The following is a 14,001-nucleotide window of genomic DNA, read 5'->3' as shown; positions in this document are numbered from 1 at the left end:
TCAATGTGGTCATGAAGCCGCCGATCCGTACGGCACTGGTCGCCACAGTCCTCGCGACCGCCGCCGCCTGCACCTCCGCCACCCCGCCGCTCCCGAAGCAGCGGCTGGAGGCCGTACGTCTCGTCTCCTACAGCGACTGCGACGAGCTGCTGGCCGGGCTGCGCGAGCGCGCGGCGAAGAGCGTAGGCGCGTGGGGCTTCGGCGGGCCCCAGGTGAAGTATCTGGCGCGTGACACCGCGATGGCCGTGCCCGAGGCCAAGGTCTCGCTCACCCCCGAGCATTCCACGACGAACGTGCACGAGGCGGGCGTGGACGAGCCCGACCTGGTCAAGACCGACGGGGACCGGGTCATCACGGCCGGCAACGGCGTACTGCGCGTCATCGACACGGCGACCAGGAAGGTCACCGCCTCGCTGGACCTGAACGGCGGCAAGGAGCCGACCTACCAGCCCGCCGACCTGCTCGTCTCGGGCGATCGGGCGCTGGTGCTGATGCGGGGCGGCGGCATGGTGTTCGACGCCGTCGTGCCGATGGGCGAGACCAGATACCTGCTCGTGGACCTGTCCGGGCAGCCCAAGGTGCTCGCCACGATCAAGCCGGACGGCGAGTACGTCGACGCCCGGATGGTCGGCTCGACCGTGCGGCTGGTCACCCGGAGCCAGCCTGCCATCACGTTCCCCCGGCCCCCCGACGCCACCTCGGAGGCCGAGCGCACGAAGCTCAACCAGGCCGCGGTACGGCAGGCGCCGCTGGACGCGTGGCTGCCCGAGGTCGAGATCACCGACGCGTCCGGCGCCACCAGGAAGGACTCGGTGCCCTGCGAGCGGGTCAGCCACCCGGCCGACTACACCGGCGCCTCGCTGCTCACCCTGCACACGATCGACCTGGCCCAGGGCGTCACGGCGGCCGGCACCGACCCGATCAGCCTGGCGGCCGACGGTGACATCGTCTACGGCACCGGCCAGAGCCTGTACGTGGCCAGCAATCCGCACTGGTGGCGGCCCATGCAGCCGATGGTCGTGGAGGACGCCCCGATCACCGAGCCGACCCCCTCGGAGCCCAGCCCGCGCACCACGTCCACCTCGGCCAGCACGCCCACCTCGGGCACCTCGGCCAGCACGTCCAGCTCGGCCACCTCGGCCACCTCGGCCACTTCGCCCACCGAGTCCGCGCCGGCCGAGGGCAAGATCAAGCCCACTCTGGCGCCGACTCCCACGGAACCGCCGGAGGAGACCGAGGTGCACCGGTTCGACCTGGGCAAGCCCGGCGCCCCCTCCTACGTGGCCTCCGGCAAGGTGCCCGGCCGGCTGCTGAACCAGTACTCCCTGTCGGAGCACGACGGTCACCTCCGCATCGCCACCACCCTCACCTCCACCGACCAGCGGCCCAGCTCCAGCAGCGTCTACGTGCTGGAGGCCGCCGGCATGCGCAGGGTGGGCGAGGTCGGCGGGCTCGGCAAGGGCGAGCAGATCTACTCGGTCCGCTTCATCGGCCCGGTCGGCTACTGCGTCACGTTCAAGCAGGTGGACCCGCTCTACACGATCGACCTGCGCGACCCGGCCGAACCCCGCGTGACGGGCGAGCTGAAGATCACCGGCTACTCCGCCTACCTGCACCCTGCGGGCGACGGGCGGCTGATCGGCATCGGCCAGGAGGCCAGCGAGCAGGGCCGGACGCTCGGCACGCAGGTGTCGCTGTTCGACGTGAGCGACCCGGCCGGCCCGCGCCGGCTCTCGCAGCTGTTCCAGAAGGACTCGGGTTCCGAGGCCGAGTGGAACCCGCACGCGTTCCTGTACTGGCCGAAGACGGGCCTGTCGGTCATCCCGCTCAGCGACCACACCGGCCGCCAGGGCGCCATGGCGCTGAAGATCGACGACTCCGCGGTCACCAAGCTCGGCCTGATCGAGCATCCCCTGGATCGCAGGAACGGCTACCAGCCCGGCATCGAGCGCTCGATGGTCATCGGCGACTCCATCTGGACCGTCTCCCAGAGCGGCGTCCAGGTGAACGACGCCACCTCGCTGGCCCGGCAGGCGTGGATCCCGATGAACTGACACATCTCCCGATCTGGAAGTGCGCCGTTCCCCAGGGGCGGCGCCCTTTCATATGGACACAGTCCCACAAATAATGAAAAATCCACTGACACTTTGTAGTTCGGGCCGGGCGGTGCGGCATGCCTTTCGTGGGACGGCAGCGCGAGCTGCGCCAGTTGACGGCGGCTCTCAGCCGCCCGCCCGTCGTCATCCTGATCGAGGGCGAGGCGGGCGTCGGCAAGACCCGCCTCCTGCACGAGCTGGCCGGACACCCCATGCTGATCGGCCGCTGCCACCCGATGCGCTTCCCGTACGGCCCGATCGTCGAGGCGCTGCGGGACACCTGCCCACCCGCCGACCTCAACCCGGTCACCGGCGCGTTACGCCCTTTCTTACCCGAGTTCGCCCAGCTGCTGCCGCCCGCGCCGCCTCCTCTCCCGGATCCGCAGGTCGAGCGGCATCGTCTGTTCAGGGCCGTGCTGTCGCTGCTCGGCTCGCTGCAGCCGATCACGCTGGTGGTCGAGGACGCGCACTGGGTGGACCCCGGCACCAGGCAACTGCTCGCCTTCCTGGCCCGCTGCCTGCCCGAGGCGGTCAACCTGGTGGTCACCTACCGGGCCGAGGACCTCGCGCATCCGGTGGCCGAGCTGCTCGCCCACCTGCCGCCGCACATCGACCACGCCGAGCTCGCGCTGGCACCGCTCGACGCCGGGGAGACCGCGCTGCTGGCCGGGCATCTGCTCCCCGAGCCGCGTGACCTGTGGCCGCTCACCCGGGGCGTGCCGTTCGCGGTCGAGGAACTGGCCCGGATGCTCGCCGAGGGCCGGGAGCCGGGCACGCCGCCCGCGCTGCGCGACGCCGTACTCCTCAAGCTCGGCTCGCTGCCGCTCGCGGCCCGCCGGCTCGTGCAGGCTGCGGCCGTGCTGCCGGAGCCGACCGGTCAACGGACACTGACCGCCGTCGCGGGGGTGCCGCCCGAACAGGGCGAACGTGGCCTGGCCGAAGCCGTACGGCGCGGCCTGCTGTGGGAGTCGCCCCCCGGCAGGTACGGCCTGCGCCAGCCGCTGACCCGGCAGGCCCTGTGCGACTCGATCACCCCTGCGGCGCGGCGCCGGCTGAACCGCCGGATCGACGGCCCGGCCCAGCCGCAAGGCACCCTGTCGCCCCGGGAGGAGCAGGTCGTCAGGCTGGCCGCCGACGGGCTGACGAACCGGGAGATCGCCGAGGACCTGTTCCTGTCACCCCGGACGGTCGAGGTGCACGTGGCCAACGCGCTGCGCAAACTCGGCCTGAGCTCACGCAGGCAACTACGCACTACGTAGTCGCAATACGTGTGCTTTACGTATGGCCGGGAGCCTGATTTGGGCTCATGTTTCAGTGGTCCCCATCCGCCACCCCAGGAAGGGCTCACGCTGCCATGCGACGACGCACCCCCCTGCTCGCGTTACTCGTCAGCGCGCTGGCGTTACTCATGACGCCGACCCCGATCCACGCCTCCGTCTCGGCCTCAGCCTCGGCCGAGGAGGGCTCGTACATCGTCCAGCTCAACCCGGGCAAGCTGCGGGCGGCGCCACGAGCGACCGCCGAGGACCAGGTGAACCAGCTGGACGGCACACTCGTCGGCGTCTACGAGCACGCCTTCAAGGGCTACACCGCCCGCCTCACCCCGGCCGCCGCCGAGGCGCTCCGGAAGAACCCGAACGTGCTCACCGTCGAGCCTGACGCCGAGGTCGTGGCGTTCCCGCAGACCACGCCGACGGGCGTGCGGCGGATCTTCGGCCCGAGCAACCCCAACCTGGACATCGACGGCGTGGACGACGTCCGCATCGACGTGGACGTGGCCGTCGTCGACACCGGGGTGGACTTCGACCACCCCGACCTGAACGTGGTCGCCAGGGCCAACTGCACGACCGGCTCGTGCGTGAACAACTCCGGTGACGACGACAACGGTCACGGCTCGCACGTCGCGGGCACCGTCGGCGCCATCGACAACACGATCGGCCCGGTGGGCGTCGCGCCCGGCGCGCGCATCCACGGCGTCAAGGTGCTCAACTCGGCCGGTTCCGGCACCCTCGCGGCCATCGCCGCCGGAATCGACTGGGTGGTCGCCCGCGCCTCGACCATCGAGGTCATCAACCTCAGCCTCGGCTGCAGCGGCTGCTCCAGCAGCGCGATCAGCACGGCCATCACGAACGCCGTCAACGCCGGCGTGGTCGTCGTCGTCGCGGCGGGCAACAGCAGCGCGAACGCGTCGTCGTTCTTCCCGGCCAACCACGCCGACGTGATCACCGTCTCGGCGATGACCGACAACGACGGCCTGCCCGGCGGCCAGGGCGGCAGCACGCTGTCGTGCCGCACCGAGACCGACCAGGACGACACGCTGGCGTTCTACTCCAACTACGGCACCACCGTGGAGATCACCGCTCCCGGCACCTGCATCTACTCCACCTGGATGAACGGCGGCTACAACACCATCAGCGGCACCTCGATGGCCAGCCCGCACGTCGCGGGCGCCGCTGGCATCCTCACCTCGGGCGCCAACAAGCCGACGACCAGGGCCGGCTCGCTGGCCGTACGGACCGAGCTGATCGCCACCGGCAACTCCAACTGGACCGACGACTCCACCGACGGCGTCAAGGAACCGCTGCTCGACGTGCACGACGCGACCCGCTTCCCGCCGACGACCGGCGGCAACCGGCCGCCGACGGCGTCGTTCACCTCGTCGTGCACCCAGCTGGCCTGCTCCTTCAACGGCTCCGGCTCCAGCGACCCTGACGGCACGATCGCCTCGTACGCGTGGAACTTCGGCGACGGCTCCACCGGCACCGGCGCCACGGCGACCCACACGTACGGCACCGCGGGCACCTACACGGTCACCCTCACCGTGACCGACAACGCGGGCGCCACCGCCTCCACCACCAGGCAGGTCACGGCGGGCACCCCGGCCAACCAGCCACCGGTGGCCAACTTCACGCAGACCTGCCAGGCGATCCTGTTCTGGCGTTACTGCAACTTCAACGGCTCGTCCTCGTCGGACGCCGACGGCACGATCGCGTCGTACGCCTGGAACTTCGGCGACGGCTCCACCGGCACCGGCGCGACCAACCAGCACTTCTACAGCTCGGCCGGCGCGAAGACCGTCACCCTCACCGTGACGGACAACCTGGGCGCCACCGGCACGATCACCAAGACCGTGACGGTTCCCTGACCTTCGCGGATCGGGCGGCCCGTGCCGGTGGCGCGGGCCGCCTGTCAGGAGTGTTGAGGGGGCGCGACGGGCACGGTCTCGGGGCGCCGAGCCTGATCGCGCCTGTCGGCGCTCGCCCGGCCACCGCTGCTCCGGCAACTGCCCCTACAGCGGCGGTAACTGGGTCTCCTGCTCCGGCCTGGGACAGCGCGGCGGGCGCGCTCGTCATGATGGTGTGATGCCGCTCCCGCCGCAGACGATGGTGTGGCGGGCTCTCACCCATCGGCAGGGCGCAGGTCGACGACCACGGAGACGGAGAAGTCCAGCCCGTCGGCCCGCAGCCCGTAACAGCCGGGTTCTCGTACCCACGTGCTGCCTGGCCAGTGCCGGTAGCCGTCGCTGACGTTGACGCCGGGCCCGGGCGGGATCTGCACGGCCAGGGAGTCCGGGCTTTCGCCGAAGGCCACGTCGCCCGGGGCGTCCAGCCGCATCCCGCGCAGCAGCACCGGTCCCTGGTAGGAAGGGTCGGCGAACCACAGCGACTTCTTGCCGCGCCACCCGTCGCGCAGCGCGTCGAGTTCGGTCCTCGCCTTCTGCTCCGCGCCCACCAGCACCAGGCGGACCGGGCCGTCGCCGAACGCCGTCCCGCCGAACGGAAGGCCGGCGGGGAGGCGCTTGCCGACGGTGGCCGGGCACCTGCCGCCGGGCTTGGGAAAGCGCATGGACCGCCACAGCTCCGCGGGCACCGCGCCGTCCTGGACCTGGCAGATCTGCGCCTGCCGCCGGCAGGACTGCGCGTAGTCGCGCGGTGTGGCCAGCCCCGTGGGCGCCTGCGACGAGGCGTCGGCCGAACCGAACGACGAGTCCTTGCCCGGAGTGGGCGAGAAGGCGAGCGGGCTCGCCGTGCGCGGTTCCCCGGCCGCCGTGCAGGCGGCGCCGAACAGCGCGAGCGCCGACGTCAGCGCGGCCCCGGTGGTCCACATCCTCGATCGGCTCATAAGGCCCCTCATCGGCGCGCGGAAGGCCCACTGCCTATGACCCGTATGACCGCCATCGGCGGGCCGCCTCAGGTGTGTTCGGGGATCGCGACCGGCACGATCTCGGGGGCGCCGAGCCTGATCGCGTCGGCGTCCTGGTCGGAGTCCTGCTCCTGGGAGAGCCGCTCGGCCTCCACCCGCTTGGTGAAGTACTCGACCTCCCGCTTGACCTGCTCGGTGTCCCAGTCGAGCGGCTCGGCCATCAGCTCGGCGGCCTCCTGCGCCACGGCCAGGCCGCGGTGGAAGGTCTCGATCGAGATGTGCGTCCGGCGGGTCAGCACGTCGTTCAGGTGCCGGGCCCCCTCGTGGGTGGCGGCGTAGACGACCTCGGCGCGCAGGTAGTCGTCGGCCCCACTGAGCGGCCTGGCCAGCGACGGATCACGGTCGATCAGCTCCAGCACCTCGTCGATCATCGAGCCGTACCTCTGCAGCAGGTGCTCGATCCGGGCGACGTGCAGCCCGGAGGTGTGCGCGAGGCGGTATCTGGAGTTCCACAACGCCTGGTAGCCCTCGGCGCCGACCAGCGGGATCCGGTCGGTGCACGAGCGCGGCACCCGCTGGTCGAGCCCGTGGGCCACGGCGTCGACCGCGTCCTTGGCCATGACCCGGTAGGTCGTGTACTTTCCGCCCGCGATCATGACCAGCCCCGGCACCGGATGCGCCACCACGTGTTCGCGCGACAGCTTCGACGTCTCGTCGGACTCCCCCGACAACAACGGCCGCAGCCCGGCGTAGACGCCTTCGACGTCGTCGCGCGTCAGCGGCACCGACAGCACGGCGTTGACGTGGTCGAGCAGGTAGTCGATGTCGGCCCGGGAGGCGGCGGGATGCGCCTTGTCGAGCGTCCATTCGGTGTCGGTGGTGCCGATGATCCAGTGCCGACCCCACGGGATCACGAAAAGAACCGATTTTTCGGTACGAAGGATGATCCCGGTGAGGGAGTGAATCCGATCCCGGGGCACCAGCAGATGGATCCCCTTGGACGCCCGGACATGGATCTGGCCGCGACCGCCCACGAGCTCCTGGATGTCGTCGGTCCACACCCCGGTGGCGTTGACCACCTGCTGCGCCCGGACCTCCAGCTCGCCGCCGCTCTCCAGGTCGCGCACGCGTACCCCGGTGACCCGCTCCCCTTCGCGCAGGAACCCCACGACCTGGGCCCGAGGCGCGATCGCCGCCCCGTAGGTGGCGGCGGTGCGCAGCATGGTCATCACATATCGGGCGTCGTCCACCTGGGCGTCCCAGTATTGGACGGCCCCGGTGAACGCCGACTTCTTCAGCGCCGGAGCCAGCCGCAGCGCCCGGCTCCGCGACAGGTGCCGATGCCCCGGCACCCCACGCGCCACGCCGGTCGCGATCCCGAGCGTGTCGTAGAGCGCCACGCCGGCCCCCACGTAGGGGCGTTCCCACCCGAAGTGCGTCATCGGGAACAGGAAAGGCACCGGCCGCACCAGATGCGGCGCGATCCGCTGCAGGAGCAGGGCCCGCTCCTGGAGCGCCTCCCGCACGAGCTCGAAGTTGAGCTGTTCGAGATAGCGCAGACCGCCGTGGATCAGCTTCGACGACCGCGACGACGTGCCGGACGCGAAGTCACGCGCCTCGACCAGGCCCACGTCCAGCCCGCGCGTGGCGGCGTCGAGCGCGATGCCCGCGCCCACCACCCCGCCACCGACCACGACCACGTCCAGCTCCTGGGCGCCCATCCTGGTCAGTGCCGCCGCCCGCTCAACGGGCCCGAGCCGCGCCACGCCCCTTCCCGCCGTCATAAACGCCCCCTGATATACGGCTATGTCGCCTTGCGCTCCATACCTACCCGCTCGGACAGCGCGATGTAACGCTTGCCCCGAGTCGACCCGAGACCATCGTGCCCCATCAGGCTCTGATCACCTTCACCCCGGCGTCGGTCAGGCGGCCGGCGAGCTCGTCGGAGAGCCGGGCGTCGGTCACCAGAGTGTCGATCTCCCCGATCGGGCAGATCCGGGAGAACGCCCGTCTGCCGATCTTGGAGGCGTCGGCCACCACCACCACCTGCGCGGCCCGGCGGATCAGCAGATGGTTGACGTCGGCCTCGCCCTCGTGGTGCGCGGAGGCCCCGAGCTCGACGTCGAGCCCGTCGACCCCGAGGAAGGCCACGTCCAGCGTCACCTGCTCCAGCACCCCCGAGGCCAGCGGCCCGATCAGCTCGTAGGACTGCGGGCGGGCCACCCCACCCGTGACGACGATCTTGACGTGCTGCCGGACCGTGAGCTCCGCGGCGATGTTGAGGGCGTTGGTGACGACCGTGAAACCCGACTCCAGCGTCGAGCAGGTGGCCAGGGCACGGGCCAGCTCCGAGGTGGTGGTGCCGCCGTTGAGCCCGACGACCACGCCGGGGGTGAGCAGCTCCACCGCGGCGGCGGCGATGCGGTGCTTCTCGTCGGCGTGCCGGGCGGTCTTGTAGCGGAGCGGCAGGTCGTAGCTGACGCTCTGGGCGACCGCGCCACCCCGGGTGCGCATGAGCATCTGCTGCTGGGCGAGCTGGTCGAAGTCACGGCGGATCGTCGCGGTGGAGACGTCGAGCGCCTGGGCGGCCTCCTCGACGGACAGGCGACCCTCTTGAGCGAGCAGCTCCAGAATCGCATTCCACCGGTCATATCGGGACACGAATGCCTCCTTGGCGATCCAACACGTGCAAGCGTGGCACACGCCCGAGACCAGGGCCACCACTGCACAATCTTGCAGTTTGTTGATATAAACAGAGCAGAAACAATCACGCACTGGAGGTAATGGTGGCCACCCACACCGAGGCCGAGATCGCCTCTCAGCCGGACTGCTGGCGCCGCGCCGTCGCTGAGGTGCCTGTCGACGCGCTGCCGCGCCCGGGCGAGCGGGTCGCCGTCGTCGGCTGCGGCACCTCGTGGTTCATCGCGATGGCCTACGCCGCCCTGCGCGAGCGGGCCGGGCTGGGCGAGACGGACGCGTTCGCCGCCTCGGAGGCGCCGATGGGCCGCCGCTACGACCGCGTGCTGGCGCTCAGCCGTTCAGGCACCACGACCGAGGTGCTGAAGCTGCTGGCCGGCACCGAGTGCGCCACCACGGCCATCACCGCCGACCCCGACACCCCGATCATGAACGTCGCGGACCAGCTGATCGTCCTCGACTACGCCGACGAGCGGTCGGTGGTGCAGACCAGGTTCGCCACCACCCAGCTGGCCATGCTGCGCGCCAGCCTCGGCGAGGACCTGACCCAGGCGATCGCCGACGCCGAGCGGGCCGTCTCGGCGCCGCTCGCCGACGGGCTGGTCGAGGCCGAGCAGTTCAGCTTCCTCGGCTCCGGCTGGTCCGTGGGCCTCGCCCAGGAGGCCGCGCTGAAGATGCGCGAGGCGTCGCGGTCATGGACCGAGGCCTACCCGGCGATGGAATACCGCCACGGCCCGATCAGCATCGCCGGCCCCGGCCGCGTCACCTGGATGCTCGGCGAGGCCCCGGAGGGTCTGCGCGAGCAGGTCGAGGTGACCGGTGGCACCTTCCTGCAGAGCGGGCTCGACCCGATGGCCGAGCTGATCACGGCCCAGCGGGTCGCGGTCGCCAGGGCGTTCGCCCGCGGCCTCAACCCCGACGAGCCGCTGCACCTCACCCGATCTGTGATTCTTTCATCATGAGCCTCACACTCGCCGACGCCCGGATCGTGACTCCCGAGGGAGTTCACGACGGGTGGCTGACCATCGAAGACGGCCGCATCACGCACGTCGGCCGCGGCTCCGCCCCCCGCGCGGGCCACAGCCTGGGCGGCCGGCACGTGGTGCCCGGCTTCGTCGACCTGCACAACCACGGTGGAGCGGGCGGATCCTTCCCGACCGGCGATCACGACGGGGCTCGTGCCGCGGTGGCGCTGCACGAACGCCACGGCACCACGACGATGATGGCGAGCCTGGTCACCGGCGCGATCGACGAGCTGACCACGGCGGCGGCCTCGCTCGCCGAGCTGTGCGACGAGGGGCTGTTCGCGGGCCTGCACTTCGAGGGCCCCTACATCGCCGCGGCCCGCTGCGGCGCCCACAACCCGGCGCTGCTGCGTGAGCCGTCGCCGGGAGAGTTCGCCCGGCTGGTCAAGGCGGGGCGCGGGCACGTCCGCATGCTCACGCTGGCCCCCGAGCTGCCGGGCGCCCTCGACACGATCCGCGCGGCCACGGCGGAGGGGGTGATCGCCGCGCTCGGCCACACCAGCGCCACCTACGAGCAGACCCTGGCGGGCATCGAGGCCGGCGCCACGGTCGCCACTCACCTCTACAACGCGATGGTGCCGCTCGGCCACCGCGATCCCGGGCCGATCGCCGCCCTGCTGCAGGACGAACGGGTCACGGTCGAGCTGATCAACGACGGCGTGCACGTTCACCCGGCGATGCTGCGCCTGGCCTACGACGTGGCGGGGCCCGCCCGCACCGCGCTGGTCACCGACGCGATGGCCGCCACCGGCATGGGCGACGGCGACTACGTCCTGGGGTCCATGCGGGTCAACGTGGCCGGCGGCGTCGCCCGGCTGGCCGAGGGCGGCTCGATCGCGGGCAGCACGCTCACCATGGACGTCGCCTTCCGGCGGGCCGTCCAGGAGGTCGGGTTGTCGCTGCCCGAGGCCGTGGAGATCGCCTCGCGCACGCCCGCCCGCGTGCTGGGCATCGCTGACCGCGTCGGCTCGATCGCCGTGGGCAAGTCCGCCGACCTGGTGGTGCTCACCGACGAGCTGGAGGTGGCCGGGGTGATGCGGCGGGGCGCCTGGATTCGCCCAGCGGAGCCCGCATGATCCTCACCGTGACGCTCAACGCCGCCCTCGACGTCACCTACCAGGTGCCCGACGTCGACTGGGACGGCGTCAACCGGGTCTCGGCCGTGCACCGGCGGGCCGGCGGCAAGGGCGTCAACGTGGCCCGCGTGCTCCAGGCCCTCGGCCAGGAGGTGCTGGTCACCGGCCTCGCGGGCGGGCCCACCGGCCAGGCCATCGAGGCCGATCTGCGCGCGGCCGGCCTGCCCAGCGCGCTGGTCGAAGTCGCCGCCGACGCCCGCACGACGCTCGTCGTCTCCGAGACCTCCAACGACGACGGCACCCGCCGCGCGGCCCTGTTCAACGAGCCCGGCCCCGAGGTCACAGAGCAAGAGCTCCGAAATTTCACGAAAAAGTACGAAGCCCTGCTGGCCCAGGCCCAAGTGGTCGTGCTCTCCGGCAGCCTCCCCAGGCGCCTGCCCAGCGACACCTACGCCACCCTGGCCGCCATCGCCGCCGAGCACCGCGTGCCCGCGATCGTCGACGCCGACGGCGAGCCGCTGCGCCATGCCCCCCGGGGCCGCCCCGCGATCGTCAAGCCCAACGCCGACGAGCTGGCCCGCGCGGTGCCGGGCGGCACCCCCGCCGAAGGCGCCGAGCGGTTGAGGGCCCAGGGCGCCGGCTCCGTGGTCGTCTCCCTGGGCGCCGAGGGGCTGCTCGCCGTCACGCCCGAGGGCACGTTCCGGGCCCGCATGCCGTACCGGGTGGACGGCAACCCCACGGGCGCCGGCGACTCGCTGGTGGCGGGGCTGGCACTGGGCCTGGTGGAGAGCGCCGCATGGCCCGACCGGCTGCGGCGGGCGGCGGCGCTGGGCGCGGCCGCCGTCGCCGCGCCGGTGGCCGGCGACTTCGACCGAGACGTCTACGCCGACACGCACGCCCAGATCGTCATCACCTGAGGAGCCCCGTCATGCCCCTTGCCGCCATCGGCGACATCGTCCACGCGTCCCCCGCGGGGGTGGGCGCGTTCAACGTGATCCAACTGGAGCACGCCACCGCGATCGTGGCCGGCGCCGAGGCGCTGGGGCTGCCGGTCGTGCTGCAGATCAGCGAGAACTGCGTGCGCTACCACGGCGCGCTGGAGCCGATCGCGCTGGCCTCGCTCGCCGTCGCCCGGCGGGCCGCCGTGCCCGTCGCGGTCCACCTCGACCACGCCACCAACCGCGCGCTGGTCGAGGAGGCCGTGCTGCTGGGCCTCGGGTCGGTGATGTTCGACGCGTCGGCGCTGCCCGACGAGGAGAACGTCGTCACCACCGCCGCCGTGGCCGCCTGGTGCCACGAGCGCGGCGTGTGGGTGGAGGCCGAGCTGGGCGAGGTCGGCGGCAAGGACGGCGTGCACGCTCCGGGCGCGCGCACCAAGCCGCACGAGGCCGTCGACTACGTGACGCGCACCGGCGTCGACGCCCTGGCCGTCGCCGTGGGCAGCTCGCACGCGATGACCACCAAGGACGCCGTGCTCGACCTGGAGCTGATCGCCGAACTGCGCGCCGCCGTGCCGGTGCCGCTGGTCCTGCACGGCTCCTCGGGGGTGCCCGACGACACCCTCCGCCACGCCGTACGGCACGGCATGAAGAAGATCAACATCGCCACCCACCTGAACAAGGCGTTCACCGGCGCCATCCGCGACTACCTGAGCGGCGACGAGAGGGTGGTCGACTCGCGCAAGTATCTGAGGGCGGGCCGCGACGCGGTGACCCGCGAGGTCACCCACCTCCTCAGCGTCCTCACGGCGTGATCTCCCCACCCGTAGGCTCCTGACGCGGAAGCTCCTTGCACATGAACTCCTATCGCATGAACTCCTATCGCGTGAGCTCCTATCGCGTGAGCTCCTATCGTGGAAGCTCCTTGCGCATGAGCACGGCCGACCGCCCCTCGATCCCCTGACGGCCGGTCAGGACGTACCCCAGCGACTCGTACAAGGCGATGTTGGAGGCCATCTTCGCGTTGGTGTAGAGGCGCAGCGCGGGCAGCCCAAGCCGCCGCGCCTCCTCCTCCGCGAAGGCCAGCAGTCTCCTGCCGACGCCCCTGCCCTGCCGCTCGGGTGACACGGCGACGTTCTCGACCAGCAGCACGCCGTCCTCGGGCACCAGCACGACGAGCCCGTCGAGCTGGGCGGTCACGTGCACGCGACCGGCGTCGATGAGCGCGCCGTAGTCGGCCTCCATGGGCAGCGGGCGCATGCCGACGACCTCCACCCACGGCTCGTAAGCGTCGTGCACAAGTCTCTCGACGGCCGCCAGATCGGCGGTCACGGCCTTCCTCATGCGGACGATCTTCGCAGCACCCGCTCCACCTGCCGCCTGAACGTCCCCGCTTTGTCGCTCACACCGGGTCATGAACGTCAGGGGATCACACGTTCCACGGCGGCGGCCACCAGTCCGTGCATCTCCTCCTCGGTGAACACGTCGGGAAGGGTGAGCCGCTCGACGATCAGCCAGTTCAGGGCGAGGTAGAGCAGGAGCACGCTCGTGGTGTCGCCGGGCAGGCCCGAGTCGAGGTGACCGCTGACGTTGGCGTCGATGTCGGCCCGGATCCGCGCGGTCAGCACGGCGCGCAGCGCGGGCCGCCGGGTGGCCTCCAGCCGGAGCTCCAGCAAGGCCAGGTAGCCCGAGCGGAAGGCGGAGATCCGGTCCACCAGCGCGCGCATGAGCGTCAGCACCCGCTCGCGGTCGCGGGCCCCCTCCTGCAGCAGCGTCATCGTGGCCGCGTCGGGCTGGAGCCGCTCGTAGATCCGGCCGCCGGCCTGGGTCAGCAGGTCGTCGCGGTTGGCGAAGTAGTTGGACGCCGTGCCCGTCGGCACTCCGGCCCGCGCGTCCACGGCCCTGAACGTCAGCCCGCGCGCGCCCTCCTCGGCGAGCACCTCGATCGCCGCGTCGACGAGCGCCGCCCGCCTGGCCAGGTTCTGTCGCGCCACGTTGACACCACTCCATTCGTAGTACTACGTTC

General features: G+C 71.6%; 12 protein-coding genes. 7 read left to right on the top strand and 5 right to left on the bottom strand.

Annotated features, from left to right (window positions below; all coding sequences use genetic code 11):
* Positions 1-11: 11 nt before the first annotated feature.
* From AC5L3X_RS18285 to AC5L3X_RS18275, 3 genes are all read left to right on the top strand, one after another.
* The gene (locus tag AC5L3X_RS18285; protein ID WP_494858254.1) at positions 12-2,054 is read left to right on the top strand and encodes a beta-propeller domain-containing protein; all 2,043 of its coding nucleotides are present in this window, start codon (positions 12-14) and stop codon (positions 2,052-2,054) included.
* A gap of 119 nt (positions 2,055-2,173) precedes the next feature.
* The gene (locus AC5L3X_RS18280; protein ID WP_494858252.1) at positions 2,174-3,355 is read left to right on the top strand and encodes a helix-turn-helix transcriptional regulator; all 1,182 of its coding nucleotides are present in this window, start codon (positions 2,174-2,176) and stop codon (positions 3,353-3,355) included.
* 95 nt (positions 3,356-3,450) lie between these two features.
* Positions 3,451-5,241, top strand: coding sequence for a S8 family serine peptidase (locus AC5L3X_RS18275; protein WP_494858251.1), 1,791 nt, complete (start codon positions 3,451-3,453; stop codon positions 5,239-5,241).
* Between the two features lie 254 nt (positions 5,242-5,495).
* Here the strand turns inward: AC5L3X_RS18275 and AC5L3X_RS18270 are convergent, their stop codons facing one another.
* The 3 genes from AC5L3X_RS18270 to AC5L3X_RS18260 all read right to left on the bottom strand — a co-directional run bounded on the left by AC5L3X_RS18270 (position 5,496) and on the right by AC5L3X_RS18260 (position 8,900).
* Positions 5,496-6,218 (bottom strand): hypothetical protein, encoded by a 723-nt coding sequence (locus AC5L3X_RS18270; RefSeq protein WP_494858249.1) that lies wholly within the window; start codon positions 6,216-6,218, stop codon positions 5,496-5,498.
* 68 nt (positions 6,219-6,286) lie between these two features.
* On the bottom strand, positions 6,287-8,023 hold the full coding sequence (locus AC5L3X_RS18265; protein ID WP_494858247.1) for a glycerol-3-phosphate dehydrogenase/oxidase: 1,737 nt from the start codon (positions 8,021-8,023) through the stop codon (positions 6,287-6,289).
* A 106-nt stretch (positions 8,024-8,129) separates the two neighbouring features.
* Complete coding sequence (locus tag AC5L3X_RS18260; RefSeq protein WP_189126332.1) at positions 8,130-8,900, bottom strand: DeoR/GlpR family DNA-binding transcription regulator; 771 nt, start codon at positions 8,898-8,900, stop codon at positions 8,130-8,132.
* Positions 8,901-9,022: 122 nt separating this feature from the next.
* On the opposite strand from AC5L3X_RS18260, the gene AC5L3X_RS18255 reads away from it, so the two are divergent.
* Genes AC5L3X_RS18255 through AC5L3X_RS18240 form a run of 4 tightly spaced genes read left to right on the top strand, consistent with a single transcriptional unit; the run spans position 9,023 to position 12,790 of the window.
* Complete coding sequence (locus tag AC5L3X_RS18255; RefSeq protein WP_494858245.1) at positions 9,023-9,898, top strand: SIS domain-containing protein; 876 nt, start codon at positions 9,023-9,025, stop codon at positions 9,896-9,898.
* Positions 9,895-11,037, top strand: coding sequence for an N-acetylglucosamine-6-phosphate deacetylase (nagA, locus tag AC5L3X_RS18250; RefSeq protein WP_494858243.1), 1,143 nt, complete (start codon positions 9,895-9,897; stop codon positions 11,035-11,037). The genes AC5L3X_RS18255 and nagA overlap by 4 nt, the downstream gene beginning before the upstream one ends.
* On the top strand, positions 11,034-11,954 hold the full coding sequence (locus AC5L3X_RS18245) for a 1-phosphofructokinase family hexose kinase (RefSeq protein WP_494858241.1): 921 nt from the start codon (positions 11,034-11,036) through the stop codon (positions 11,952-11,954). The genes nagA and AC5L3X_RS18245 overlap by 4 nt, the downstream gene beginning before the upstream one ends.
* 11 nt (positions 11,955-11,965) lie before the next feature.
* Positions 11,966-12,790, top strand: coding sequence for a class II fructose-bisphosphate aldolase (locus AC5L3X_RS18240; RefSeq protein ID WP_494858239.1), 825 nt, complete (start codon positions 11,966-11,968; stop codon positions 12,788-12,790).
* 94 nt (positions 12,791-12,884) lie between these two features.
* On the opposite strand, the gene AC5L3X_RS18235 is transcribed toward AC5L3X_RS18240, so the two are convergent.
* Both AC5L3X_RS18235 and AC5L3X_RS18230 read right to left on the bottom strand, forming a co-directional pair.
* Positions 12,885-13,319 (bottom strand): GNAT family N-acetyltransferase, encoded by a 435-nt coding sequence (locus tag AC5L3X_RS18235; RefSeq protein ID WP_494858237.1) that lies wholly within the window; start codon positions 13,317-13,319, stop codon positions 12,885-12,887.
* A gap of 77 nt (positions 13,320-13,396) precedes the next feature.
* The gene (locus AC5L3X_RS18230) at positions 13,397-13,969 is read right to left on the bottom strand and encodes a TetR/AcrR family transcriptional regulator (protein WP_494858235.1); all 573 of its coding nucleotides are present in this window, start codon (positions 13,967-13,969) and stop codon (positions 13,397-13,399) included.
* Positions 13,970-14,001 lie beyond the last annotated feature (32 nt).

The organism is Nonomuraea sp. CX421, assembly GCF_059358955.1.
Note: the sequence above shows the minus strand (reverse complement) of the source record. Positions and strands in the feature narration are given on the sequence as shown.